Below are 25,792 nucleotides of genomic sequence, written 5' to 3'. Positions count from 1 at the left end.
CCTTCATTTGTTGTGTAAGAAAGTTTTGAAAATGGAAGGAAGAGAATATCATGGAAAATGCTGAAATCCGAACTAGTTTAGATGAAATGAATCAATCAATCACAAGTTTCAGGGGGTCTCTTTGACTTAGATCAATTAGAAGAAGACATTGCTGAAGCTGAAAATAGAATGGCCGAACCTGGTTTTTGGGATAATTCAGAAGCTGCACAGCAATTAATTAATGAAACCAATACTCATAAAGAAACGTATCAGCAATTCCATCAATTTGCTGATGAATTAGAAGAATTAGAAATAATGAGTGAAATGCAACAAGAAGAATATGATTCCGATACGCAAGCAGAACTAGAAGAACGATTACTGACTTTAAAAGAAAAGTTAAGTATTTATGAGCTTTCTTTATTATTAAACGAACCTTACGACAAAAATAATGTTATTATGGAGCTTCATCCAGGAGCTGGCGGTACAGAATCACAAGATTGGGGTAGCATGTTACTCCGAATGTATACACGTTGGGCGGAAAGTCATGGGTTTCAAGTAGAGACATTAGATTACCAGTCAGGAGATGAGGCAGGCATTAAAAGTGTGACGCTTCTAATTAAAGGATATAATGCATATGGTTATTTAAAATCTGAAAAAGGTGTTCATCGTTTAGTACGAATTTCACCATTTGATTCAGCCAAACGTCGTCATACTTCTTTTTGTTCAGTTGATATTATGCCTGAATTGGATGAAAATGTTGAGATCGATATTAATACCGACGATTTAAAAGTCGATACCTATCGTGCTAGTGGAGCTGGTGGACAGCACATTAATAAGACAGAATCTGCTGTTCGAATTACACACATTCCTACTGGAACTGTCGTAGCAAGCCAAGCCCAACGCTCACAATTAAAAAACAGAGAACAAGCAATGGGGATGTTGAAAGCGAAACTTTATCAATTAGAAATGGATAAAAAAGCGCAGGAAGCAGCCTCACTACGTGGTGAGCAACTGGAGATCGGCTGGGGTTCACAGATTCGTTCTTATGTTTTCCACCCTTATTCAATGGTCAAAGATCATCGTACTAATTATGAAACAGGGAATGTACAGGCGGTAATGGATGGAGATTTGGATGGTTTTATTGATGCTTACTTGAAACAAAAGTTAAATTGATCAATTCACAGAAATGAAACAAAATTGTAAACTGTTGAAAGAGCCTTGAAACAAATTCATGCTATAATGATTGATAGTCTAGAAAACAGAGATGGAGAGAATACGCCATGATTGAAATGAAAGATGTAATGAAGAAATATTCCAATGGTACAACTGCTATTCGAAATATTTCAATAGAAATAAAGCAAGGTGAATTCGTTTATGTTGTAGGACCTTCTGGTGCCGGCAAATCAACATTTATCAAATTAATGTACCGTGAAGAAAAAGCAACTAAAGGACGTTTAAAAGTTGCGAGTCATGATTTAATGAAAATAAAAAATTCAGAAGTTCCTTACCTTAGAAGAGAAATCGGTATTGTCTTTCAGGATTATAAATTATTGACGAAAAAGACTGTCTATGAAAATGTTGCTTACGCTATGCAAGTTGTTGGACGCAAGCCAAGAGATATCAAAAAAAGAGTAATGGAAGTTCTTGATCTTGTTGGCTTAAAACATAAAGTGCGGGTATTTCCAAGTGAACTATCTGGTGGGGAGCAACAACGTGTTTCAATTGCTCGTGCAATTGTAAATACACCTAAAGTTTTAATTGCTGATGAACCAACAGGAAACCTTGACCCGGAAAATTCTTGGGAAATAATGAAACTTTTAGACCGGATCAATGCACAAGGAACAACTGTTGTAATGGCAACACACAACAGCACGATTGTAAACACGATCCGTCATCGCGTAATCGCCATCGAAAATGGTCGAATTATTCGAGACCAAGCGGAAGGAGACTATGGCTACGATGATTAGAACGTTCTTTTCTCATGTGCTAGAAAGTATCAAAAGTTTAAAACGTAATGGGTGGATGACAATTGCTTCAGCCAGTGCTGTTACGATTACTTTAGTCCTTGTTGGGCTTTTTATGGCAGTAATATTTAATGCAACGAAATTAGCAAAAGATATTGAGGAAAACGTAACAGTATCTGTTTTCGTTGATATTGGTACAACCCCCGATGAAATGCAAAAACTAGAAAAAGAGTTAAATAAAATCGATAATGTTGAAACAATTTCTTACTCGAATAAAGACAAACAATTAAAGAAAATCCAAAAACAAATGGGTGAAGCGTGGAACTTATTTGAAGGTGATAGTAATCCATTGTATGATGTATATTACGTAAGTGCGAAAGAGCCATCAGATACGAAGGGGATTTCAGAAAAAGCTGCAAAACTGCCAAATGTTTTTAAAGCGGATTATGGTGGCGTTTCTTCAGATAAAATTTTTAGTATTGCTGGTAAAGTTAGAACCTGGGGACTGGGAGCTGCGATTTTACTATTGTTCGTCGCAGTATTCTTGATTTCTAATACGATTCGTATTACAATTATTTCTCGTCAAAGAGAAATTCAAATCATGCGTTTGGTTGGTGCGAAAAATGGTTATATTCGTTGGCCATTCTTTATAGAAGGGGCTTGGATTGGCTTAATTGGCGCAATCATCCCAATTTTGGTATTAACGTTTGGTTATCAAAAATTCTATACGATGTTTAATCCGCAGCTGTTAAGTTCAAATTATTCATTATTAAGACCAGAATCATTTGTTTGGCAGATTGATTTATTAATGATAATTATTGGAATGAGCATAGGATCTCTTGGATCAATCATCTCAATGCGTCGTTTCTTAAAAATTTAGTAAGGCTAAGCAGACATTTTTGTCTGCTTTTTCTTTACTTATTTTGATAAGTTCGTTATGCTTTACTCTATGAGTGAAGTGATTGGGGTGCATAAATGAAATTTTTGTATGATAATTTCTTTGTTATTATTTTTATTGCGAATATGCTATTATCGTTAGTTATTGTTTTTCGAGAACGGAAACAAACAGCTCAGACGTGGTCATGGCTACTTGTGTTAATGTTTATTCCAGTGGTAGGTTTTATTCTTTATATTTTCTTAGGTCGCGGCATTTCAAAAGACAAAATATTTGATATGAAGATGCAGGCTAAAATTGGGATGAATGCTGAAATAGAATCAGAGAAACAATCTTTATTAAGAGGTTTGTTTCCCCATCCGCCAACTGGAGAAGTGGATTCAAAGCAACTGATTTATATGTTAACTGTATTTGAGAGCTCTTTGTATACGACAAATAATGAGGTCCTTTTATATACGGATGGGAGACAAAAGTTTGACAGATTAATCGAAGACATTCGGCAAGCCACAGACCACATACATATGGAATATTACATTTATCGTGGCGATACTCTAGGGAAAGAAATTCGTCAAGAACTGATCGATGCTGTGAAAAGAGGTGTAAAAGTCCGTTTGCTCTTAGATGCCTGGGGCTCAACACAAGTAAATATGAAATTTTTTGAAGAACTAAAAAAAATCGGTGGAGAGATTGCTTTTTTCTTTCCATTGTTTGTCCCTTATTTAAATCCAAGAATCAATTATCGAAATCATCGGAAAATTGTGGTGATTGATGGTAAAATTGGCTATACAGGTGGATTCAATGTCGGAAATGAATACCTTGGTGAAGTTAAAAAATTTGGTTATTGGCGAGATAATCATCTACGGATCCTTGGTGAAGCTGTATATAGCTTGCAAAATCGCTTTTTAATGGACTGGAATTCACAACATCGAAAAGAGTTAAGTTACGATTCTGCTTATTTTCCACCCATTTATTCTGATGGAAAAAGAGCAGTTCAAGTGGTGACTAGTGGTCCAGATTCGGAACATGAACAAATTAAGATGACTTATTTGAAAATGATTTCAATAGCAAAAAAAGAAATCTTGATCCAAACACCATATTATATACCAGATGCCTCGATCCATGAAGCATTAAAATTGGCTTTATTATCTGGTGTCAAAGTACGAATGCAAATACCCAATAAACCAGATCATATGCTGGTTTACTGGGCGACATATTCATTTTCAGCTGAATTATTGGAATATGGCGCAATTATCGAAACTTATGAACATGGGTTTATTCACGCGAAAACAATGATTATTGATGGTGGAATCGTTTCTGTCGGGTCTGCGAATATTGATGTTCGTTCATTCCGACTTGATTTTGAAGTTAACACACTTATTTATGATCAAGAATTTTCAAAAGAAGTAAGAGATGCTTTTTACGAAGATTCTAAAGTATCAGAGCTTTTGACAGAAGAAAAATATCACAATCGCGGTGTGCTCATCAAATTGAAAGAGGGTTTAGCTCGTCTAATTTCACCGTTGTTATAATTAGTGCTGAAGAGCGTGGGACAAAACGAAAGATCAGTTTTGTTTTGCGCTCTAAATCTGAATAAACGGCGAGAAAAAAGCAGCGACTACGCTTCGCTCCGATTACATCAAATTCTAAGTGCTAAAGCACTAAGTTTTGAAGGCTTCGGAAATAAACTGAAATTGCTGTGAAACACAGCGAGGTACGAGCTGATGTAGAATAGTACCTACTTGGTCACAAAAATTTGGAGAGCAATTTTCGTGAGTTCTCTCTTATTTCTCAGAGCTAAACGTTTTTGTTTCGGCCTCTTTCATTTTAACTTTTTCCTATTTTTATGACTTCTTTTCTTGTTATTTTATTCTAAAAAATATCAATTTAGACAACTTATAATTTTCAACGGAAACAGTTAATGTTAAAATGAATTGATTGAATTGAGTTTGGAGGATTATGACATAAATGAAAAAGAAAATGCTATTATTTTTTAGTCTAATTGGAATATTAACTTTATCGGGCTGTGCTAAATGGATCGATCGAGGTGAATCGATTACAGCGGTTGGTTCATCAGCATTACAACCTTTAGTTGAAACTGCAGCAGAAGAGTTCCAAAATCAAAATCCAGGGCGTTTTGTCAACGTTCAAGGAGGCGGAAGTGGCACTGGATTGAGCCAAGTTCAGTCTGGTGCAGTAGATATTGGAAATTCTGATTTATTTGCTGAAGAAAAAAAAGGAATCGATGCGTCTAAACTGACAGATCACAAGGTTGCTGTAGTAGGTATTACTCCGATTGTTAACAAGAATGTTGGTGTATCAGATATTTCATTAGAAAACCTTAGAAAAATTTTTTTAGGTGAAATAACTAATTGGAAAGAAATCGGTGGAAAAGATATTCCAATTGTTATGCTGAATCGTGCTGCCGGAAGTGGTACACGTGTGACTTTTGAGCGTTGGGTATTAGACGGTAAAACGGCGATCCAAGCCCAAGAACAAGATTCAAGCGGAATGGTTCGTTCTATTGTTGCTGATACACCAGGAGCAATCAGTTATACTGCTTTTTCTTATGTGAATGAGGAAGTTAATACGTTAAGCATTGATGGTGTAAAACCAACTGATGATAATGTTGTAACGAATAAATGGACAATTTGGTCCTATGAACATATGTATACATTAGGAAAGCCAAAGCAATTAACGGATGAATTTTTAGACTTTATGCTATCTGATGATGTACAAGAAAAAATTATTGCTCAATTAGGATATATTCCTGTTTCTAAGATGGAAATAGAGCGGGATTGGCAAGGAAATCTTATTAAATAATTGACCTTTACACAAAATTTACAAACTTAACACAAGATTTACATGTTATTAAACGCAAATTTATGTTGGAAAGTTACACTGATTTTATTATAAAAAGTGTTGAGCATTTTGGGGATTTTCTTGGAAAGATAAAATAGGAATGAGATAAAAGGCCTCTCAGTCCTATTTTCCAGTCAGAGCTGAACGAGCCTGCTACGCTTTTAAAATAAGGAGGAATTTTCTTGGAAGATGTGCAGAAGAAATTGTTAACAAAATCAAAGCGCGCTAGAATGGAACAGCGAGGGAAATTTATTAGTTTTCTTTGTATCGCTTTGATTGTTTTGGTTGTTTTATCGATCTTTTATTTCGTAGCAAGTAAGGGTCTAGCGACTTTTTTTACAGATAAAATAAAAGTATCCGACTTTTTATTCGGTACAAACTGGAATCCAAGTGAAACAGGAACAGATGGTCAGCCTATGGTAGGAGCTTTGCCGATGATTGCAGGTTCTTTTATTGTAACATTTTTGTCAGCGATCATTGCAACACCGTTTGCGATTGGCGCGGCAGTGTTTATGACAGAAATCTCACCTAAAAAAGGCTCCAAAATCTTACAACCAGTTATTGAACTATTAGTTGGGATTCCTTCTGTTGTTTACGGTTTTATTGGATTATCGGTGATCGTTCCTTCTATTCGCTCGATTTTTGGCGGGACAGGATTTGGTATTCTAGCCGGGACATTTGTTCTGTTTGTTATGATTTTACCAACTGTTACAACTATGACTGTTGATGCATTAAAATCAGTTCCTCGTCATTATCGTGAAGCTTCGTTAGCCTTAGGTGCGACTCGCTGGCAGACAATTTACAAAGTGGTTTTACGCGCTGCAGTTCCCGGAATTTTAACTGCTGTCGTTTTTGGAATGGCACGTGCCTTCGGTGAAGCTTTAGCGATTCAAATGGTTATCGGAAACGCAGCGATTATGCCATCTAGTTTGACAACACCTGCATCGACTTTAACTAGTATTTTGACTATGGGTATTGGAAATACAATTATGGGAACAGTAGAAAACAATGTACTCTGGTCACTCGCGTTGATCCTATTATTGATGTCCTTATTTTTCAATATTATTATTCGAATCATTGGTAGGAAAGGGGCCTTGAAATAATGAATGCAAAAAAAGCAGATAAATTTGCAACAGGTGTCTTATACGCCATTTCTAGTGTTATTGTTTTGATTTTGGCTGCATTACTCCTTTATATTTTAATTCGAGGTATCCCGCATATTTCTTGGGATTTTTTAACAAAACCATCTAAAGCTTATCAAGCAGGTGGTGGTATCGGTATTCAATTATTCAACTCATTATACTTATTGTTGATCACAATGCTGATTAGTTTTCCTATTTCATTGGGTGCAGGTATTTATTTATCTGAATATGCAAAGAAAAACTGGGTTACTGATGTGATTCGTACGTCTATCGAAATTTTAAGCTCACTTCCTTCAGTCGTTGTTGGTTTGTTTGGTTTTTTGATCTTTGTTGTGCAACTTGGCTATGGCTTTTCAATTATTTCAGGAGCATTGGCGTTAACATTTTTCAACTTACCTTTGTTGACAAGAAATGTTGAAGAGTCGTTAAAAGCTGTTCATTATACACAACGAGAAGCTGGTCTATCATTAGGCTTATCACGATGGGAAACGGTACTGAAAGTTGTTGTTCCAGAAGCTTTGCCAGGTATTTTAACTGGGGTAATTTTGAGCTCTGGAAGAATTTTCGGTGAAGCTGCTGCATTGATTTATACTGCGGGACAAAGTGCGCCAGCATTAGATTTCAGTAATTGGAATCCATTAAGCGTTTCAAGCCCAATCAGTATTTTCCGTCAAGCTGAAACCTTAGCCGTTCATATTTGGAAAATCAATACAGAAGGCACAATGCCAGATGGTGCTGCTGTTTCCGCGGGCGCTTCTGCTGTTCTGATTTTAGTCGTGTTACTCTTCAATTTCGGCGCACGTTTTATCGGAAACAGATTATATAAAAGAATGACATCAGCCTAATGTTAGGGGAATCAGAATGAAAGAATACAATTTAAATGAGACCAATATTATTAAATTACCTGAACCGATCGCTTTGCATACCGATGATTTACATGTTTGGTACGGAGATAACGAGGCAATTAAAGGGGTCGATCTAGAGTTTGAAAAAAATAAAATCACGGCGTTAATTGGACCATCTGGTTGTGGTAAATCGACTTATTTACGTTCATTAAATCGCATGAATGACGGAATTGCTAATACAAAAGTAACCGGGAATATTATGTATAAAGGGGTAAACGTCAATACTAAAGAAGTCGATGTTTATGAAATGCGTAAACGAATCGGCATGGTATTTCAACGGCCAAATCCATTTAGTAAATCAATTTATGAAAATATAACATTTGCTTTAAAACAACATGGTGAAAAAGATAAGAAAAAACTAGATGAAATTGTTGAAACAAGTTTAAAACAAGCCGCACTTTGGGAGCAAGTCAAAGATAATTTAGATAAAAGTGCGTTAGCCTTATCAGGTGGGCAACAGCAACGTTTATGTATAGCTAGAGCTATCGCCATGAAGCCAGATATTTTACTTTTAGATGAACCAGCCAGTGCGTTAGATCCGATTTCAACAGGTAAAGTGGAAGAAACATTGGTGAATCTAAAAGATGATTATACGATCATTATTGTAACCCATAATATGCAGCAAGCGGCTCGTATTAGTGATTATACTGCTTTTTTCTACTTGGGGAAAGTGATCGAATACGATGAAACAAGAAAAATCTTTACACGACCAAAAATTCAAGCGACAGAAGACTACGTTTCTGGACATTTTGGTTAGGAGGAGCAAGATGACAAAAGAAATTATTTCATCAAAAGATTTGCATTTATATTACGGTAAAAAAGAAGCCTTAAAAGGAATCGATTTAAATATTAATCAAGGGGAAATTACTGCAATGATCGGACCGTCTGGTTGTGGTAAATCGACTTATCTACGTTCATTGAATCGAATGAATGATTTGATTCCCGGGGTAACAATTACTGGTAGTGTGGTATACAAAGGCAAAGATATTTATGGTCCAAAAACAGATATCGTAGACTTACGTAAAGAAATTGGCATGGTATTCCAACAACCAAACCCTTTCCCTTTTTCTATCTATGAAAATGTGATTTATGGGTTACGTTTAAAAGGTGAGAAAGACAAACAAGTACTAGATGAAGCGGTAGAAAATAGTTTAAAAGCAGCATCTGTTTGGGATGATGTGAAAGATAAACTGCATAAAAGTGCCTTGTCTTTATCTGGTGGACAGCAACAACGGGTTTGTATTGCTCGTGTTTTAGCTGTTGATCCTGAAATTATTTTATTAGATGAACCTACAAGTGCGCTGGATCCTGTTTCAAGTGGTAAGATTGAGAATATGCTTTTAACACTGAAAGAAAAGTATACGATGATCATGGTGACCCACAACATGTCCCAAGCTTCACGGATTTCTGATAAAACGGCTTTCTTTTTACAAGGAGAGTTGATAGAATTCAATGATACGAAAAAAATATTCTTAAATCCTAAACAAAAACAAACAGAAGATTATATTTCTGGAAAATTTGGTTAAACAAAAGGAGGAACACGCATGTTGCGTAGCCAATTTGAAGAAGAACTATTAAATCTCCATAATCAATTTTATGAAATGGGGATGATGGTGAGTAATGCTGTACATAAATCTGTACGTGCTTATATCAACCATGATAAAAAGATTGCTAATGAAGTCATTGACTATGATGTAGAAATTAATGATATGGAAGTTAAACTAGAAAAAAAAAGTTTTGAAATGATTGCTTTACAGCAGCCAGTAACGACAGATCTGAGAATGATCATTACAGTCATGAAAGCTAGCTCTGACTTAGAGAGGATGGCTGATCACGCTGTATCGATTGCAAAATCAACAATTCGTTTAAAAGGTGAGACAAGAATTCCCGAAATCGAAAAAGAAATTTCTGATATGTCAGATTACGTAAAGAAAATGGTTGATAATGTATTGATTGCTTACGTAAAGACGGATCAAAAAGATGCTCGTATGATTGCTAAAATGGACACCAGAGTCAATGAATATTTTGACAGCATCTATAGCCATTCCATTAAAGCGATGCAGGCAAATCCAGAAACGGTTGTCAGTGGAACTGACTATCTACATGTAGCGACTTATTTAGAGCGTATTGGAGATTATGTGACGAATATCTGTGAGTGGATTGTGTATTTAGCAACAGGTAAAATCACAGAGTTAAATAGCAATCACGATGAGTAATAGTATAAATTGAAGGTAGAGTAGAGACAGAAAGGGCTGCTTCTGAGTTCGCTGTTTACTCGCATTTAGAGTGTGAAATAAAAGTGATTTTTACTTTTGTTTCACACTCTATTTTTTATCTTGGCTATAGCTGAGTAAACAAATGTAAATAATGTTTTGAACATAATTTCAATATATTGTTTACATTTGTTCTGGGCTCGTGTATTATACAATTATATTGGAAAGCGCTAACCATTATAATTAAAATTTTGGGGTGAGGAAATTTGGAAGATATGAATGCAGTTGTTGATAATATGAAGCAACCAACCTTAGCTGAACAAAGAAAACAATGGTTCAAAGAATTTATGAAACCGTTTTTAGTCGTTGTAGTGATTTATATCACGATGTACATGATTCGTAATAACTTCAAGGCAGCACAGCCACTATTAAAAAGCCAACTAGGTCTTACAACGACAGATCTTGGGTATATAGGTTTTGTCTTTTCTATTGTTTATGGGTTTGGCAAATTTGTTGTTGGATATATTGTAGATGGGAAAAACACAAAGAAGATTTTATCTATTTTGTTATTATTGTCTTCAATTACAGTTTTATGTATGGGGATTCTCTTTACGATGAATAATGTGCCAATGGGCTGGATTGTTGTTTTATGGTCATTAAATGGCTTGTTCCAATGTGTTGGAGGCCCGAGTTGTGCTTCTGTGATCACACAATGGACAACCAGAAGCAATCGTGGTAGATACATTGGTTTATGGAACGCATCACATAATATCGGCGGTGGCTTTGCAGGAATTTTTGCTGTTTGGTGTGCAACAACTTTCTTCAAGGGACAAGTTGCAGGGATGTTTATTATTCCAGCTATCGTCGCAGCTGTTGTTGCTGTGGGAACATTTTTCATTGGGAAAAATAAACCAGAAGATTTAGGTTGGAATTCTAGTGAAGAAATCTTTGGTGAACCAATTGAAAAAGCCAATGTGGATGCCGAGAATTTAACGAAATGGGAAATTTTCAAAAAATATTTATTAACGAATCCGTACATTTGGGTCTTATGTGTGGCGAATGTATTTGTTTATATAGTTCGAATCGGCATCGATAACTGGGCGCCGTTATACGTGACAGAACATTTGCATTTTTCACAAGAAGCAGCAGCTCAAACGATTTTTTACTTTGAAATGGGTGCACTGATTGGTTGCTTAGCTTGGGGATATCTTTCGGATTTATTAAAAGGTCGTCCTGCTTTAGTAGCAACTGTTAGTACGATTTTATTACCAATCGGAATTATTGGATATCAACTTGGCACGACGGAACTCGTAATCAATGCTTCATTATTTATGTTAGGGATGATGGTTTTTGGTCCACAATTGTTGATTAATTTATCAATGTTAGGATTTGTCCCCAAAAAAGCAACAGTTGTTTCTGGTGGACTATTAGGTGCATTCGCTTATCTTTTTGGTGATTCAATGGCAAAAATTCTTTTAGCTAAAATCTCTGATCCAGCGAAAGATGGAGTGAATTTCTTTGGTCATATACTGCATGGTTGGAATGATACATTTATCATTTTTTACATTTCAATTGTGATTATTGCTGTTCTTTTAGGAATTGTAGCGTTAGCAGAAGAAAGAAGACGAAAAAAAGTAAGTGCATAAAAGGAGTAGACAGATGAACGTACAAATTACGAATTTCAGAGATTTAGGCGGTATTAAAAATAAAGAAGGAAAAATTGTCAAAGCAAAAAAATTATTACGCTCGGGTCATTTGGTAAATTTAGATCAAGAAACACAGACTACTTTGGTTGATGAGTTTAATCTAAAAAGAATTATTGATTTTAGAAGAGAATTTGAGATCAGTGAATCTCCAGATACACTAATCAAAGATGTGGAGTATGTTAATTTAGATTTGCTTGGAAAAATGAATGCTAAAAACTCAAGTTTGGCTGATTTTGCCAAATTGAAATCAATCGAAGCCGTCGATAAACACATGCTAGGCGTATATGAGGATCTGATACTGAATTCAGGTGCACAAGAAGGTTTTACTGAATTTATGGAGTATATTTTAGCAAATAAAAAGGGATCAACGATTTTTCATTGTTTTGCGGGCAAAGACCGAACAGGTTATGCTTCAGCATTATTGTTGTTATTATTAGACGTAGAAAAAGAAGAGATATACAAAGATTTTCTGATTACAAATAATGAAAGAAAGAAAGCGAATGACGAATTAGTACAACAATTCAGAGAGCAAGGATTTAATGAAGAACAACTTGAATCCTTAGCGACAGCATTGTACGTAAAAGAAGAGTATTTAGATCATGCCTTCAATTTAATTGAAAAAAACTTTGAGACAGCCGAAAAATATGCAGCTGAATGTTTGGATTTCGATCAACAAAAACTGACTGAATTAAGAAGTATCTATTTAACAGACTAAAGAGCCTATTTGTCATACTTGTTTGTTCTTGTTATAATGAGCTTAAATAATAAGGAACGGACAAAATACTTATGGATAAAGAAAAACAACAACTTAGTATTGAAGTCGCAAGGCTCTACTATCAATCTTCACTTAGTCAGCAGGAAATAGCTGAAAAATTAAATGTCTCACGTCCAACGATTTCACGATTGCTAAACTATGCAAAAGAAAAAGGCTATGTTCAAATTACCATTTTTGATCCTTTTTCAGATTTATTTGAAATCGAAAAAAAGTTAAAAGAAAAATATAATTTGGTTGATGTACATGTCGCTTTTTCACCTGACCCAAACTACAATTCTATATCAGAATATTTGACTTCTTATGCTGCTGAATATCTTGAAGATACTATCAAAAGTGGTGACATCGTTGGGGTTAGTTGGGGGACGACGATGCATAAGACTGTTTCTAAGATGAGTCAGATGGATGTCAAGGGAGTAGAAGTTGTCCAATTAAAAGGCGGTATTGCTTACTTTGATGTTAATAATTATGCATTTGAGACGATTACATTACTTGCAGAAATTCTAAATACTAAAGCAAGAACATTTCCTCTACCAGTCATTTTAGATAGTAAGGAAGCCAAAGATTTAGTTGTAGAAGATCGTCATATCCGTAAGGTTATTGAATTAGGGAGACAAGCGAACATTGCTGTTTTTACTGTCGGAACGGTTCAAAGTGAATCACTCCATTTCCGTTTAGGCTATTTTACTGAAAAAGAAGAAAAATCGCTCAAAGCAAATGCAGTTGGTGATATTTGTTCTAGATTTTTCAATGAAGATGGCAAGATCAGCGATGAAGAAATCAATAATCGTACGATCGGTATTGAACTTGATGAGTTGAAGACAAAAGAAAAATCAATTCTAATTGCTGGTGGAGATCGTAAAATCAAGGCAATTCATGGCGCCTTAGTTGGTGGATATGCTAATGTACTGTTGATAGATAAATTTACAGCAATGAAACTTTTAAATTACTAATTTATAGTTGGAAATCGGAGTAGAGTAAATTTCTACTCTTTTATAAATGCTTATTATGAACGGAATTTCTTCTGTGTAGAACGGAATTTCCGGAAGGGGAGAACACAATGAACATAAATAAAATGATTGACCATACATTATTAAAACCAGAAGCAGATGAGAAAGCAATTTTAACTTTGATCGACGAAGCAAAAAAATATGAATTTGCTTCAGTTTGCGTGAATCCTTACTGGGTAAATCAAGCCAGCAAAGAATTAGCGGGCACTTCCGTAGAAATTTGTACAGTTATTGGATTTCCTTTAGGTGCAAATACCACAGCAACAAAAGTGTTTGAAACAGAGGAAGTTATCAAAAACGGTGCAACTGAAGTAGATATGGTGATTAATGTTGGTGCATTAAAATCAGGAGATCAAGAGACTGTTTTAAAAGATATCGAGGCAGTTGTTAAGGCAGCTAAAGGCAAAGCATTAGTTAAAGTGATTCTTGAAAATTGTCTATTAACTGACAGAGAAATTGCAATAGCATCAAAATTATCTGTTCAAGCAGGTGCAGATTTTGTTAAAACATCAACTGGATTTTCTACAGGTGGAGCTACGATCAAAGATGTTGCCTTAATGCGTAAAACAGTCGGTTCAGATATTGGTGTAAAAGCCTCAGGTGGTATTCGTACAGCAGATGATACGAAAGCCATGATTCATGCGGGTGCTTCAAGAGTAGGTGCAAGCTCAAGTGTTGCTATTGTTGATGAAGCAATCAAAGATACAACGGGTGGCTATTAAAATTTAAACAATTAAGAGCGCGAGGTGCAAAATATGAGAATGGTTGACATTATTGAAAAAAAGAGAAATGGTAATGAATTAAGTAAAGAAGAAATCCAATTTTTTATTGAAGGGTTAACAAATGATACGATTCCAGATTATCAGGTAAGTGCCTTTTTGATGGCCGTTTACTTCCAAGATATGTCGGATGAAGAAAGAGCCAACTTAACATTGGCAATGGTTCATTCTGGTGATGTGATTGATTTATCGAATATCGAAGGTATAAAGGTCGATAAACACTCAACAGGCGGTGTTGGTGATACGACGACTTTAGTTTTAGCACCCTTAGTTGCAGCGCTTGACATTCCATTTGCAAAAATGTCAGGACGTGGCTTAGGTCACACAGGTGGTACAATCGATAAATTGGAAGCTTTTGAAGGGTTTCATGTAGAATTAACAGATGATGAATTTACTGAGATGGTCAATCGCGACAAAATCTCTGTCATCGGTCAATCTGGGAATTTAACACCCGCCGATAAAAAGCTGTATGCACTGAGAGATGTAACAGCGACAGTTAGCTCGATTCCACTAATAGCAAGTTCGATCATGAGTAAGAAAATTGCAGCAGGTGCTGATGCGATTGTTTTAGATGTTAAGACAGGGGCAGGTGCTTTTATGAAGACGGAAGAAGATGCAGCAGAACTTGCTTCCGCGATGGTTAGAATCGGTAATCTAGTTGGTAGGAACACGATGGCTATCATCTCTGATATGTCACAACCACTAGGAAATGCAATTGGAAATTCATTAGAAGTGCAAGAAGCGATCGATACTTTACATGGCAATGGACCAGAAGACTTAACTGAGCTTGTTCTAACACTCGGTAGCCAAATGGTTGTGTTAGCTGATAAAGCAGATTCTTTAGCAGATGCTAGGAAAATGTTAACAGGTGTGATCAAAGATGGTTCTGCTTTAGTTAAATTCAAACAATTTATCAAAAATCAAGGTGGTAATCCTGAATGGGTCGATGATCCTAGCTTATTACCACAAGCTAAGTTTGAATTTGAAGTTATTTCAGATTCAGATGGTTTTATTTCAGAAATTGTTGCTGATAATATTGGTGTAGCTGCAATGAAACTAGGCGCAGGTCGAGAAACAAAAGAAGACGATATCGATTTAGCAGTTGGGCTAGTTTTAAGGAAAAAAGTGGGCGATCCTGTTAAAAAAGGTGACAGCTTAGTCACGATTTTTGCAAATCAAGAAGACGTTGCTGATGTTGTGGCGATGATCAAAGAGAATATCCGCATTGGATCAGACATGTCAGAAAATAAATTAATTTATCGTGAGATTCACAAATAATCTAAGCAATTGATAACCTAAAAGTGTCTATTTCACATATACTAAAAGAAATGAAACAGATCTTGTTTTATTTCTTTTTTTATTAGATTTGAACACTCTCTTCTTATTATATAGCCCAAAAATCGAAATAAATTACTTGTTACCCTTGAGGACTACCAAAAATTCATTCTTAAGTCCTATGACAAATAAATAAAAAGAAGGCATAATAGGTACATAAGGAAAACACCCTCGGGTGAAAAATTTGCTAAGGAGGCAATTTCCATGAAAGAAAGAGAAAGAGTATTAGACTTAGTTAAAAAAGGTATCCTATCTTCGGAGGAAGCTTTAGTCTTATTAGAAAACATGGCGACAGAAAAAGATGAAAAACAAATCAAAAAAGCTGCCGACCAAGTAAATGTAACAAATCCAACTGTTGACACAAAAGAGAATGATAAAGTCGTAGATTTATTAAATAAGTTAGAAAATCAAAAGGAAGAAGACGTAGTCGAACCTGAAATTTCTGATGAAGATGTTAAAGCAAAAGAAGCACAAGATCATGAACGCTTAGAAAAAATTCTAGACAATCTAGCAACCGAAGCAAACCGTGCTTCTGTTGAGCTGGATGAAATTAACGCTGAAATTGCTGGAGTCAAAGAAGAAATCAAAGAAGCACAAGAAAAATTAATGGAATTAAACACTAAAGAAGAATTAAGTGAATTAACAAACGAAGATCTAGCGTTAAGAACGTCACTAGAAGCTGAAATCAAATCATTAGAAGATTCTTTAGATGACCGCATTCAAGAAAAAATCGCTCTCGAAGCTGAATTGAAAAACATTCGTAAAGAACAATGGTCGGGTACGAAAGATCGTGTGGCCTCAAAATTTGATATTCCTGATGACTGGAAAGATCAAGCAACAGATACCATCAATCAAGTCGGAGAAAAAATGAGTGAAGCAGGCTCTCAATTAGGTTCATTCCTTAAAAAAACATTTAGCACATTCTCAGAAACTATGAATGATAACATGGAATGGAAAGATGTTAGTTTTAAAGTTCCAGGTGTTGCTACAACAAAATTTGAACATGAATTTAATTATCCAGCACCACTTGCGAGTTTAATTGATGTTAAAGTTGCAAACGGAAATATCGTGTTTAAAACATGGGATCAGCCTGATGTGAAAGTAGAAGGAAAAATCAAACTTTATGGTAAAATGGATGCGGAAACACCACTAGAAGCCTTTTTGGAAAGAAGTCAGATCGATGTGGATGATGAAGTGATTTCCTTCCAAATTCCAAATAAACGCGTTCGTGCAGACTTGATTTTTTACTTGCCAGAACGGACATTTGATCACGTGTCAGTTAAATTATTAAACGGAAATGTCACAGTTGAATCTTTGAAGGCAAAAGATGTTTATACTAAATCAACAAATGGCTCTATTACATTTAATAAAATTGATGCAACAATGCTTGAAATAGAAGGCGTGAATGGTGACATTAAGGTCTTGGATGGTGAAATCCTTGATAATATCATCGAAACCGTTAATGGGACAATAACAATCGCTGCAACACCCCAAACAATCGGCGTTTCATTGATCAATGGTGATGTTCGTATCACAGCAAAAGAAAAAACACTACGTAAAATAGAAGCAAGTTCAGTCAATGGCAATGTAAAAATTGCATTACCAACTGAACTAGGGATTGAAGGGACAGTAAAAACAAGCTTAGGTAGTATCAATAGTCGTTTAAGTGATTACGAAATTACTCGTGAAAAGAAAGAAAGAACCAATCAATTACTACAGTTTAGACGATTAAATGATGATGATATGGCGCAAATCAATGCTTCTACAACAACAGGAAACATTTATTTAAAAGACACAGATAAATAAATGTGTAGAACTTGATCATTTAGAAAATATCACCTCTTCTTAGATAGTTAAGAGTAGTGCTCTTAACTATCTTATGGAAGAGAAAAGATGATTTTTTAGCTATATTAGTATAAAATTTAAGAGATGAGAGGTGAAAAAAATGAGAAAACGATTGACAAAATCTCCCAATAATGTGGTACTAACAGGAACCTTAGCGGGAATTGCAGAATGGTTAGGTATAGATCCTACGATTATACGTGTGATTTATGTGGTAGCTAGCTTTGTCTTTATTGGCAGTCCGATTTTTCTATACATTGTTTTAGCTGTCTTGATTCCTTCAGGTAGACATAAAAATTACAACAGCTATGGTCATAAAAACCCGTACAATAGAAATACACGTAATCCCAATCCGTATGCTAAGGAACAAAAACAAAGAAAACAAGCAGAAAAAGTGAACGATGATGACTGGAGTGACTTCTAATGACATACTTTCAACGTTTGATCGTTAATACGTTGACATTTGTTTCACTCTCAGTGATTTTTCCGAATATGATTTATGTGAGAAGTATTTGGATGGCGGTTATTGCAGCATTTGTGCTCTCTATATTAAATATGTTAGTAAAACCAGTGTTGACGATTTTATCGCTTCCATTTACGTTGCTTACATTAGGTTTGTTTAGCTTCATTGTGAATGCGGTGATTTTAAAAATGACCTCTTCCTTTGTTGGAGAAATGAATTTTGGTTTTTCTAGTTTTGGAGCGGCCATCTTAATGGCAGTAATTATGTCTTTAGTAAATATGATCGTTAGTGAACGTAATATAGATAAATATAGTGAAAAAGGATAAAACCCAAACGATAAATGGGGTTTTATCCTTTTTTATAGAAACGGATCAGTAAGTTCGATGAGTTGACATTCTTTGTGCTGGTTAATGTAATTATACAAAATATTGATAAAATCGACTTGTTCTTTGGAAAACTGCTGGATGTTTTCAGGCTTATTCTTAGGAAGAGCTTTTTTTGCGACTTCATTAGGTGTATATTTAGAAAAAGTTTGTTTCGTAAGGATTCGGCTATTTAGAATAAGACCTTGATAGATCAGATAATATTTTATTTTTGAATCAATCGGAATAGACAAAAGTTGCCAATTGGTTTGAGATGCTAGGATCAATTTTTTATTTTGATTGAAAAAGCGCGTGAGAAATTGCCAATCTTCACGTAATTTCAGTGCCTTTTCAAATGACTGATTTTTTGCGGCTAAAATCATTTTTTCTTCTAAACGATTTTGAGGTAGTTGATTGTTCTGAGTGAATGCACCAAACAATCCTGTAGCAACAGTCTTTGAGTCTAATTGAGGCATGGCGTTTTCAGAGAAAGTTTGTTGCCAATAATTTTTCTGATTTAATCCATATAGGTTTTCTAAAATTTGTTTTAGTTCTGAAAGTTTCCTATTGATGGAAAAAGGACCAAAGCAATTTTTTTTCGTTGGGACAGTGCATATATTGAGTGAAATGTCTTCTTTTTCCATATTGATTTCAATATATTTATATTTTTCAAAAGAGTTCATCTGCCGATTATATATTGGACGGTATTCTTGAATCAATTCGCATTCTAGCAAGAGAGCGTCAAGTTCGGAGTCTACTTCAATCACATCGAAACTATGTAGTTGTTGGATCATCCGAATTGTTTTACTTGAATGTTGTTTGTTCTGAACAAAATAGCTACCGACACGTTCCCGTATTTTTTTTGACTTACCTACATAGATGATTGCTCCATGTTTATCTTTCATTAAATAGACACCGGGGGCTAAAGGTAGATTTCTCGCTTGTTCTTTTAAATTATTTTTTATGAGAAACACATCCAATACATGTTTTTATCACTGGAAACAGTACAAACTAAGTATACGAATTAAATAGAGATAGTCAATAAGTAAGTATGCTTGAATCTAGTCAATATAGTAACACTAAATATTTAATGATAATAAGTTATGTAAGTGTAACATTCATGGTATGTTCTTATTTATATTAATAAATAAACAAATGTTTTTTAGGGCGAGTAAATATAATTAGAATAGTTTCTTTTAGATGAATAGAATCGCGAATAGAGCTAATGGATAGTTCCAAAAAGAAAGTGAGGGTTGATGATTATCGAAATGAACTATTTTTTATAAAATAAGATAGGAGGGATAAAAAATGAAAAAAAATTGTGCTGTTTTTTAGCAACGGTTATGTGTTTGTTGTTAGTAGGGTCAATTGCAAGTGCTGCCGAAGCCGTAGATAGGAAAGGAACTGTTACTCCAGTACAAAATAGTCCTTTGCTGAACCAAGAAATACCAGAAGGAGATACTGAAGCATGGAAAGATTTATTGAACATGGGTTATTTCTATGGTGAATATCAAATAAAAAAAGGTGAAATAGATAAGGATTCAACCCCGTTTGATATTGATGTAAGGTAGGATGCTATTCTATATGACGGAGGATTCGGTCATGTTGAAGCGGTGTACGGTACTGATTATAATGTTCGGACGATTGATATAACAAATGGAAAAGAGAACGCTGTAATTGTCAACGAACAAAAGTTAGAACTAGTTAGACAATAAGTCATAAGTGTTGATAATTTAAATAGTAGAATAGTTGGCTTATTTTAGGCTTGATGACTGATGAGAGTGGTACGTCAGTCCCTTTTTTTATTTTTTTGAATGAAAAAAATAACATAGAATCATTGAGTGAAGCATATTACTATCGAAAAATTGAAAGAACAGATAATTACATTTAGACTTTAACAAAGCTGTATTTTTATAATGTTTCTTTAGTCAAAATAAATAATCAGATATAAAGAAAATCAAATAAAACCCCTGACATCTTCCTAATAGCTAGAAACTTCCCACCTGAAATGATAAAATGGAACGAGTAGAGAACTGGAAAGGAATGAATGATAAAGATGGAAGAAGTTGTAAAAATTCATCAACTGGTAGAAAAGCTTTCTTTAGAAGTCGTTTATGGCGATGAAGAAAGTTTAAATAGAGAAATCACAACAGGAGATATTTCCCGTCCTGGACTGGAATTGACAGGTTACTTTAATTATTATCCTCATAATCGCTTGCAGTTATTCGGTAGTAAGGAGATTACATTTTCTGAACGAATGATACCGGAAGAACGTTTGATGGTGATGCGTCGTTTATGTGAGAAGGATACGCCGGCTTTTATTATCTCTAGAGGATTAGAAGCACCTGAGGAAATGGTGCAGGCAGCGAAAGAAAAAGGCTTAGCCGTTTTACGCTCGCCGATTTCTACATCTAGATTGTTAGGAGAGTTATCGAGCTATCTTGACAGTCGTTTAGCAGCAAGAACGAGCGTACATGGTGTTTTAGTCGACGTTTATGGACTGGGTGTCTTGATTCAAGGCGATAGTGGTATCGGTAAAAGTGAGACAGCGTTAGAGTTAATCAAGCGAGGTCATCGATTGATCGCAGATGACAGAGTAGATGTTTATCAGCAAGATGAATTAACAGTTGTTGGTGAACCGCCTAAAATTTTACAGCATCTGATCGAGATTCGTGGGATTGGGATTATCGACGTAATGAATTTATTCGGCGCAAGTGCTGTACGCGGTTTTATGCAGGTCCAACTTGTTGTTTACTTAGAAGCATGGGAAAAAGATAAAAAATATGACCGTTTAGGATCAGATGATGCAATGGTAGAAATTGCGAATGTTGATGTGCCGCAAATTCGTATTCCTGTGAAAACTGGGCGGAATGTAGCGATCATTATTGAAGTAGCTGCGATGAATTTCCGTGCAAAAACGATGGGGTATGATGCTACGAAATCATTTGAAGAACGATTGACTCGTTTGATTGAGGAAAATTCTGGTAATATCTAACTGTGCGGGGCTAGTTCTTCGGAAAAAAGATAAAAATGAAATGAGCCAAAGAACGTTTTAATCAATTTTTCTGTCAGAGCTAAACGAGCCCGCTATATTTTAAATTTAGGAGGAAGCCAAATGTTAGGACAAGTAAATCCAGTTGCGTTTAATCTTTTTGGAATATCTGTTTACTGGTATGCAGTTATTATTGTTTCAGGGATCGTTTTAGCTGTTTGGCTTAGTAGTAGGGAAGCTGTACGCGTCGGTTTGAAAGAAGATGACGTAATTGACTTTATGTTGTGGGGATTACCGAGTGCAATTATTGGTGCCCGTTTGTACTATGTCATTTTTCAGTGGCAAGATTATGTCGATAATCCAATTGAGATTATTTTGACTAGAAACGGTGGTCTGGCAATTTATGGTGGTTTGATTGGTGGAGGACTTGCATTGTTTTTCTTTACAAGACATCGTTTTATTTCGACTTGGACATTTTTAGATATCGCAGCGCCAAGTGTTATTTTGGCACAAGCAATTGGACGCTGGGGCAATTTTATGAATCATGAAGCATATGGTCCAGCCACAACACGGACTTTTTTAGAAGGTTTACATTTACCAAAATTTATTATCGATAATATGAATATTGAGGGAACGTATCACCAGCCAACATTTTTATATGAATCTCTCTGGAATGTTTTAGGGTTTGTTGTATTGATTATTTTAAGGAAAAAGAAAAATTTCCTAAAAGAAGGCGAAGTCTTTTTAGGCTATATTATTTGGTATTCTTTCGGACGCTTCTTTATTGAAGGAATGCGAACAGATAGTTTATATGCATTTGGAAGTATTCGAGTTTCGCAACTCGTTTCTCTTGTGTTATTTTTCGGAGCAATCGTGCTCGTGATCATTCGTCGTAAAACAGGAACAGTAAAATTTTATGACCGCGACAAAGGAACTGTAAAAAAGGTCGTTTAGAACTGCCTATTCCAGCTAAGCTATGGTAAAATGTTAGATGGGTATGAAAGTTATAAAATTAGTCGTTTAATTTAGTTATTTAAAGAAATAAGAAGTTGAATAGTGAATAGGGTTTCGGAAAAAAGATAAAAACTAAATGAGTCAAAAAGCGACTCAGTTAGTTTTTCCTATTTTCTGTGAGAGCTAAACGATTCGTTCAGCTTTTCTATGATCTAGCCTCACAAACTAGCTTTTCTTAAAGAAGATAAAACTTGAAGGAGCCAAAGAGCGACTCAGTTAGTTTTCCTATCTTTCTGCCAAAGCTGGTCGAGTTCGTTCAGCTTTTCTTATTTTGAAAGGAGATTTTCACCAATGAAACAAAAAGTTGCTGTTTTAGGTCCAGGTTCATGGGGAACTGCATTGGCACAGGTTTTAGCAGAAAATGGTCATGAGGTTCGTCTGTGGGGACATAATAAAGCACAAATTGATGAAATCAACATGCACCATACGAATCATCATTATTTGCCTGATCTGGTTATCCCAGAATCGATTCAAGGGAAGAGGTCATTAGAAGAATGTATTCAAGATGCCGATGCAGTCTTGTTTGTTGTTCCGACGAAAGCAATTCGAGCGGTGGCACAAGAATTTACAGAAAAATGTACAAATCAACCATTGATTATTCATGCTAGCAAAGGATTGGAGCAAGGCAGTCATAAACGAATATCTGAAATTTTGATGGAGGAAATTCCAGTTGAAAAAAGAAGTGGTGTGGTTGTTTTATCTGGTCCGAGTCATGCAGAAGAAGTGGCTGTTCATGATATTACAACGATTACTGCGGCAAGTGAAGATTTAGCACTGGCAACTTATGTCCAAGTTTTGTTTATGAATGATTATTTTAGAATTTATACAAATGATGATGTAATTGGTGTTGAAACGGGCGCTGCGTTGAAAAACATCATTGCTTTAGGAGCAGGGGCAATCCATGGATTAGGTTTTGGCGATGATGCGAAAGCTGCGATTATGACACGTGGTTTAGCTGAAATCAGTCGATTAGGTGTGGCAATGGGGGCAAACCCTTTAACCTTTATCGGTTTGAGTGGAGTGGGTGATTTGATCGTTACATGTACGAGTGTTCACTCACGCAATTGGCGAGCTGGAAATCTCCTAGGAAAAGGTCATAGTTTAGATGAAGTTCTTGAAAATATGGGCATGATCGTAGAAGGTGTCTCAACAACGAAAGCGGCATATGAACTATCTCAGCAGTTAGGTGTTGACATGCCAATCACAGAAGCAATATATAAGGTATTATATGAAGGTCAAGATGTAAAAAAAGCGGCAAAAGAGATTATGCTACGTGATGGTAAAACAGAGAATGAATTCTCTATATAACTTTAGGAGGCCAATTGGCATGAAAGTAAAAAAAGCAGTTATTCCAGCAGCTGGACTGGGCACAAGATTTTTACCAGCAACAAAAGCAATGGCAAAAGAAATGTTGCCGATTGTAGATAAACCAACGATTCAATTTATCGTGGAAGAAGCATTAGCATCAGGAATCGAAGATATTTTGATTGTTACAGGGAAAGCAAAACGTCCAATCGAAGACCATTTTGATGCAAACTTTGAATTAGAAAGTAATCTTCGTGAGAAACACAAAACTGATTTATTAAAATTAGTAGAAGAAACAACGGATGTTAATCTTCACTTTATTCGTCAGTCTCATCCAAAAGGATTGGGGCATGCTGTGTTACAAGCAAAAGCATTTGTTGGTAATGAACCTTTTGTTGTCATGCTCGGTGATGATATCATGGAAGACAGAATTCCGTTGTCAAAACAATTGATGAATGATTATGATGAAACACATGCATCAACGATCGCTGTAATGAAGGTTCCTCATGAAGAAACATCAAAATACGGAATTATTAATCCAGAGGCTGAAGTTTCTAAAGGATTGTATAACGTAAATAATTTTGTTGAAAAACCAACACCAGAAGAAGCACCCAGTGACTTAGCGATTATCGGTCGTTATTTGTTAACACCAGAAATTTTCCACGTATTGGAATCACAAAAACCAGGAGCTGGTGGTGAAATCCAATTAACAGATGCCATCGATACATTGAATAAAACGCAACGCGTATTTGCCAGAGAATTCAAGGGCAAACGTTATGATGTAGGTGATAAGTTTGGTTTTATGAAAACGAGTATTGAATACGGCTTAATTCATCCAGAAGTGAAAGATAATCTACGTGAATATATTATTGAATTAGGTGCTGAACTTACTAAAGAAGATACACTTAAAAAGAAATAAATTGAATATTTTATAGGATCTTCTCATTTTAAGTAGCCCGAAACAAAATTGAAAATCAGTTTTGTTTCGGGCACTAAATTTGAATAAATGGTGAGAAAAAACTACTCCTTCGGAAATAAACGTATTTGTCTTGACTTTCTTTCTATAAAGTTAATCTAGAGACGTAGGCTATAAATTGTTATAATTAGGATAACAAAGTTAACTGAATAATTTGTGAAAAAAACCAGTTGGTGTTATTCTAAGAATATGGAATAATTGATGAGAGGAGCAAGAAGATGACAGGTGGAGAGGTTGCAGCGATTATTGCTGCAGTGGCGTTTGCTGTGTTAGTAGTATTTATTGTTTTAGTATTGATGAAAATTAGTAAAACCGTAGATAAAGTTACTACCACGGTTGATGAAGCCAATAAAACGATTGAGGTCGTGACACAAGATGTAGATATTTTATCTAGACAAGTAGAGGGACTTTTAGTAAAAAGTAACGAATTGTTAGATGATGTCAATAAAAAAGTAGCAACGATCGATCCGTTGTTTGCGGCAGTTGCAGAGTTGAGTGAAAGTGTATCCGAGTTGAATTATTCTAGCAGAAATTTACTTGGAAAAGTTGGAGCAGTTGGAAAGACGACTGCTAAGGCAGGCGTTGTCAGTAAAGTAGGTGGAGCGGCTTTTAGAGCTTTTCGCTCAAAAAAATCATCAAAAACTAGTGAAACAATTAAATAAAATAATGGAGGAATAAACATGGCGAAAAAAGGTGGATTTTTTTTAGGAGCAATTATTGGTGGAACAGCTGCGGCAGTTGCGGCACTTTTATTAGCACCAAAATCTGGTAAAGAATTACGTGAAGATTTAGCGGATCAAGCAGATGATTTTAAAGATAAAGCAACGGATTATACAGATTACGCTTTACAAAAAGGTTCTGAATTATCATCGATTGCTAAAGAGAAAGCGAGTGTGCTAGGAGAACAAGCAGGTGATTTAGCTGGAAACGTTAAAGATAAGACGAAAGATTCACTAGGTAAAGCACATGGCGTTTCAGATACAGTTTTAGAGTCATTTAAAAAGCAAACGGATGACTTATCAGATCGTTTTAAAAAGACTTCTTACGATGTAAATGAGCAAATCGATGAATTAGGCGATATTGTAGAAGATACTTCAGATGATATCTATATAGATGTTAAAGAATCAGCGAAAAAGGCGAAAGAAACAGTTTCTGAAGGTATTGTAGAAGCAAAAGAAGTGACGAAGGATGTTCCAGAAAAAGCAGCTGAAGCAAAAAATGATACAAAGAAAGCTGTTAAAGAAACAGTAGAAGATAGTAGAGGGAAATAGAAAAACAA

General features: G+C 35.4%; 26 protein-coding genes. 25 read left to right on the top strand and 1 reads right to left on the bottom strand.

Annotated elements, in window-relative coordinates; translation table 11 throughout:
- Positions 1-50: 50 nt before the first annotated feature.
- From prfB to AC4BBR_RS11385, 18 genes are all read left to right on the top strand, one after another.
- Positions 51-1,152, top strand: a protein-coding gene (gene prfB, locus AC4BBR_RS11470) for a peptide chain release factor 2 (RefSeq protein ID WP_490459667.1) whose coding sequence is annotated in 2 segments (ribosomal slippage) — positions 51-122 and positions 124-1,152 — 1,101 coding nt in all. Because the reading frame shifts where the segments join, the coding sequence is not laid out codon by codon here.
- Between the two features lie 107 nt (positions 1,153-1,259).
- A complete protein-coding gene (ftsE, locus tag AC4BBR_RS11465) occupies positions 1,260-1,946 on the top strand; it encodes a cell division ATP-binding protein FtsE (protein ID WP_010771600.1) in 687 nt (228 codons plus the stop codon).
- Complete coding sequence (ftsX, locus tag AC4BBR_RS11460; RefSeq protein WP_490462117.1) at positions 1,939-2,823, top strand: permease-like cell division protein FtsX; 885 nt, start codon at positions 1,939-1,941, stop codon at positions 2,821-2,823. The genes ftsE and ftsX overlap by 8 nt, the downstream gene beginning before the upstream one ends.
- Before the next feature lie 95 nt (positions 2,824-2,918).
- Entirely contained in the window at positions 2,919-4,367 is a 1,449-nt protein-coding gene (cls, locus tag AC4BBR_RS11455) for a cardiolipin synthase (RefSeq protein WP_490459666.1), read from the top strand.
- Between the two features lie 436 nt (positions 4,368-4,803).
- Positions 4,804-5,658: a phosphate ABC transporter substrate-binding protein PstS gene (locus AC4BBR_RS11450; RefSeq protein WP_490459665.1), complete on the top strand. Its 855-nt coding sequence runs from the start codon at positions 4,804-4,806 to the stop codon at positions 5,656-5,658.
- A gap of 221 nt (positions 5,659-5,879) precedes the next feature.
- The gene (pstC, locus tag AC4BBR_RS11445) at positions 5,880-6,800 is read left to right on the top strand and encodes a phosphate ABC transporter permease subunit PstC (RefSeq protein ID WP_490459664.1); all 921 of its coding nucleotides are present in this window, start codon (positions 5,880-5,882) and stop codon (positions 6,798-6,800) included.
- Positions 6,800-7,684, top strand: coding sequence for a phosphate ABC transporter permease PstA (gene pstA, locus AC4BBR_RS11440; protein ID WP_490459663.1), 885 nt, complete (start codon positions 6,800-6,802; stop codon positions 7,682-7,684). The genes pstC and pstA overlap by 1 nt, the downstream gene beginning before the upstream one ends.
- A gap of 16 nt (positions 7,685-7,700) precedes the next feature.
- On the top strand, positions 7,701-8,501 hold the full coding sequence (gene pstB / locus AC4BBR_RS11435; protein ID WP_490459662.1) for a phosphate ABC transporter ATP-binding protein PstB: 801 nt from the start codon (positions 7,701-7,703) through the stop codon (positions 8,499-8,501).
- Positions 8,502-8,511: 10 nt separating this feature from the next.
- Positions 8,512-9,270, top strand: coding sequence for a phosphate ABC transporter ATP-binding protein PstB (gene pstB, locus AC4BBR_RS11430; RefSeq protein WP_490459661.1), 759 nt, complete (start codon positions 8,512-8,514; stop codon positions 9,268-9,270).
- An 18-nt stretch (positions 9,271-9,288) separates the two neighbouring features.
- Complete coding sequence (gene phoU / locus AC4BBR_RS11425) at positions 9,289-9,960, top strand: phosphate signaling complex protein PhoU (protein WP_490459660.1); 672 nt, start codon at positions 9,289-9,291, stop codon at positions 9,958-9,960.
- Between the two features lie 272 nt (positions 9,961-10,232).
- Positions 10,233-11,603, top strand: a complete 1,371-nt coding sequence (gene uhpT, locus AC4BBR_RS11420) for a hexose-6-phosphate:phosphate antiporter UhpT (protein ID WP_490462116.1) — start codon at positions 10,233-10,235, stop codon at positions 11,601-11,603.
- Between the two features lie 13 nt (positions 11,604-11,616).
- Positions 11,617-12,378: a tyrosine-protein phosphatase gene (locus tag AC4BBR_RS11415; protein ID WP_490459659.1), complete on the top strand. Its 762-nt coding sequence runs from the start codon at positions 11,617-11,619 to the stop codon at positions 12,376-12,378.
- A gap of 71 nt (positions 12,379-12,449) precedes the next feature.
- Positions 12,450-13,388, top strand: a complete 939-nt coding sequence (deoR, locus tag AC4BBR_RS11410) for a DNA-binding transcriptional repressor DeoR (RefSeq protein WP_490459658.1) — start codon at positions 12,450-12,452, stop codon at positions 13,386-13,388.
- Positions 13,389-13,495: 107 nt separating this feature from the next.
- Complete coding sequence (deoC, locus tag AC4BBR_RS11405; protein WP_490459657.1) at positions 13,496-14,167, top strand: deoxyribose-phosphate aldolase; 672 nt, start codon at positions 13,496-13,498, stop codon at positions 14,165-14,167.
- A 33-nt stretch (positions 14,168-14,200) separates the two neighbouring features.
- Positions 14,201-15,502 carry a pyrimidine-nucleoside phosphorylase gene (locus AC4BBR_RS11400; protein WP_490459656.1) on the top strand — a complete coding sequence of 434 codons (1,302 nt, stop codon included), beginning with the start codon at positions 14,201-14,203 and terminating at the stop codon, positions 15,500-15,502.
- Positions 15,503-15,763: 261 nt separating this feature from the next.
- Positions 15,764-17,365 (top strand): daptomycin-sensing surface protein LiaX, encoded by a 1,602-nt coding sequence (gene liaX, locus AC4BBR_RS11395; protein ID WP_490459655.1) that lies wholly within the window; start codon positions 15,764-15,766, stop codon positions 17,363-17,365.
- Between the two features lie 139 nt (positions 17,366-17,504).
- On the top strand, positions 17,505-17,825 hold the full coding sequence (locus AC4BBR_RS11390; RefSeq protein ID WP_490459654.1) for a PspC domain-containing protein: 321 nt from the start codon (positions 17,505-17,507) through the stop codon (positions 17,823-17,825).
- Positions 17,825-18,190, top strand: coding sequence for a phage holin family protein (locus AC4BBR_RS11385; protein ID WP_490459653.1), 366 nt, complete (start codon positions 17,825-17,827; stop codon positions 18,188-18,190). The genes AC4BBR_RS11390 and AC4BBR_RS11385 overlap by 1 nt, the downstream gene beginning before the upstream one ends.
- Positions 18,191-18,222: 32 nt before the next feature.
- Here the strand turns inward: AC4BBR_RS11385 and AC4BBR_RS11380 are convergent, their stop codons facing one another.
- Positions 18,223-19,191 (bottom strand): GIY-YIG nuclease family protein, encoded by a 969-nt coding sequence (locus AC4BBR_RS11380; protein ID WP_490462115.1) that lies wholly within the window; start codon positions 19,189-19,191, stop codon positions 18,223-18,225.
- A gap of 378 nt (positions 19,192-19,569) precedes the next feature.
- Here AC4BBR_RS11380 and AC4BBR_RS11375 point away from each other — a divergent pair, with 378 nt between their 5' ends.
- From AC4BBR_RS11375 to AC4BBR_RS11345, 7 genes are all read left to right on the top strand, one after another.
- Positions 19,570-19,797 (top strand): hypothetical protein, encoded by a 228-nt coding sequence (locus AC4BBR_RS11375; RefSeq protein WP_490459652.1) that lies wholly within the window; start codon positions 19,570-19,572, stop codon positions 19,795-19,797.
- Between the two features lie 485 nt (positions 19,798-20,282).
- A complete protein-coding gene (gene hprK / locus AC4BBR_RS11370; protein ID WP_490462114.1) occupies positions 20,283-21,221 on the top strand; it encodes an HPr(Ser) kinase/phosphatase in 939 nt (312 codons plus the stop codon).
- Positions 21,222-21,341: 120 nt separating this feature from the next.
- A complete protein-coding gene (gene lgt, locus AC4BBR_RS11365; protein WP_490459651.1) occupies positions 21,342-22,172 on the top strand; it encodes a prolipoprotein diacylglyceryl transferase in 831 nt (276 codons plus the stop codon).
- A gap of 351 nt (positions 22,173-22,523) precedes the next feature.
- On the top strand, positions 22,524-23,540 hold the full coding sequence (locus AC4BBR_RS11360; protein ID WP_490459650.1) for an NAD(P)H-dependent glycerol-3-phosphate dehydrogenase: 1,017 nt from the start codon (positions 22,524-22,526) through the stop codon (positions 23,538-23,540).
- A gap of 19 nt (positions 23,541-23,559) precedes the next feature.
- Positions 23,560-24,456, top strand: a complete 897-nt coding sequence (gene galU, locus AC4BBR_RS11355) for a UTP--glucose-1-phosphate uridylyltransferase GalU (protein WP_490459649.1) — start codon at positions 23,560-23,562, stop codon at positions 24,454-24,456.
- Between the two features lie 275 nt (positions 24,457-24,731).
- Positions 24,732-25,175, top strand: coding sequence for a DUF948 domain-containing protein (locus AC4BBR_RS11350; protein ID WP_490459648.1), 444 nt, complete (start codon positions 24,732-24,734; stop codon positions 25,173-25,175).
- An 18-nt stretch (positions 25,176-25,193) separates the two neighbouring features.
- Entirely contained in the window at positions 25,194-25,784 is a 591-nt protein-coding gene (locus AC4BBR_RS11345; protein WP_490459647.1) for a YtxH domain-containing protein, read from the top strand.
- Positions 25,785-25,792: the final 8 nt, after the last annotated feature.

Source organism: Enterococcus sp. AMC1251 (assembly GCF_058216535.1).
This window is presented reverse-complemented; position numbering and strand designations above follow the sequence as displayed.

Coding starts and splice junctions, on each gene's coding strand:
- lgt (WP_490459651.1), top strand. CDS start 21,342: ATGTTAGGACAAGTAAATCCAGTTGCGTTTAATCTTTTTGGAATATCT.
- AC4BBR_RS11450 (WP_490459665.1), top strand. CDS start 4,804: ATGAAAAAGAAAATGCTATTATTTTTTAGTCTAATTGGAATATTAACT.
- AC4BBR_RS11375 (WP_490459652.1), top strand. CDS start 19,570: ATGTGTTTGTTGTTAGTAGGGTCAATTGCAAGTGCTGCCGAAGCCGTA.
- AC4BBR_RS11350 (WP_490459648.1), top strand. CDS start 24,732: ATGACAGGTGGAGAGGTTGCAGCGATTATTGCTGCAGTGGCGTTTGCT.
- pstB (WP_490459661.1), top strand. CDS start 8,512: ATGACAAAAGAAATTATTTCATCAAAAGATTTGCATTTATATTACGGT.
- AC4BBR_RS11400 (WP_490459656.1), top strand. CDS start 14,201: ATGAGAATGGTTGACATTATTGAAAAAAAGAGAAATGGTAATGAATTA.
- pstB (WP_490459662.1), top strand. CDS start 7,701: ATGAAAGAATACAATTTAAATGAGACCAATATTATTAAATTACCTGAA.
- ftsX (WP_490462117.1), top strand. CDS start 1,939: ATGATTAGAACGTTCTTTTCTCATGTGCTAGAAAGTATCAAAAGTTTA.
- phoU (WP_490459660.1), top strand. CDS start 9,289: ATGTTGCGTAGCCAATTTGAAGAAGAACTATTAAATCTCCATAATCAA.
- AC4BBR_RS11345 (WP_490459647.1), top strand. CDS start 25,194: ATGGCGAAAAAAGGTGGATTTTTTTTAGGAGCAATTATTGGTGGAACA.
- deoR (WP_490459658.1), top strand. CDS start 12,450: ATGGATAAAGAAAAACAACAACTTAGTATTGAAGTCGCAAGGCTCTAC.
- AC4BBR_RS11390 (WP_490459654.1), top strand. CDS start 17,505: ATGAGAAAACGATTGACAAAATCTCCCAATAATGTGGTACTAACAGGA.
- AC4BBR_RS11385 (WP_490459653.1), top strand. CDS start 17,825: ATGACATACTTTCAACGTTTGATCGTTAATACGTTGACATTTGTTTCA.
- liaX (WP_490459655.1), top strand. CDS start 15,764: ATGAAAGAAAGAGAAAGAGTATTAGACTTAGTTAAAAAAGGTATCCTA.
- galU (WP_490459649.1), top strand. CDS start 23,560: ATGAAAGTAAAAAAAGCAGTTATTCCAGCAGCTGGACTGGGCACAAGA.
- hprK (WP_490462114.1), top strand. CDS start 20,283: ATGGAAGAAGTTGTAAAAATTCATCAACTGGTAGAAAAGCTTTCTTTA.
- cls (WP_490459666.1), top strand. CDS start 2,919: ATGAAATTTTTGTATGATAATTTCTTTGTTATTATTTTTATTGCGAAT.
- AC4BBR_RS11415 (WP_490459659.1), top strand. CDS start 11,617: ATGAACGTACAAATTACGAATTTCAGAGATTTAGGCGGTATTAAAAAT.
- ftsE (WP_010771600.1), top strand. CDS start 1,260: ATGATTGAAATGAAAGATGTAATGAAGAAATATTCCAATGGTACAACT.
- deoC (WP_490459657.1), top strand. CDS start 13,496: ATGAACATAAATAAAATGATTGACCATACATTATTAAAACCAGAAGCA.
- uhpT (WP_490462116.1), top strand. CDS start 10,233: ATGAATGCAGTTGTTGATAATATGAAGCAACCAACCTTAGCTGAACAA.
- pstA (WP_490459663.1), top strand. CDS start 6,800: ATGAATGCAAAAAAAGCAGATAAATTTGCAACAGGTGTCTTATACGCC.
- AC4BBR_RS11360 (WP_490459650.1), top strand. CDS start 22,524: ATGAAACAAAAAGTTGCTGTTTTAGGTCCAGGTTCATGGGGAACTGCA.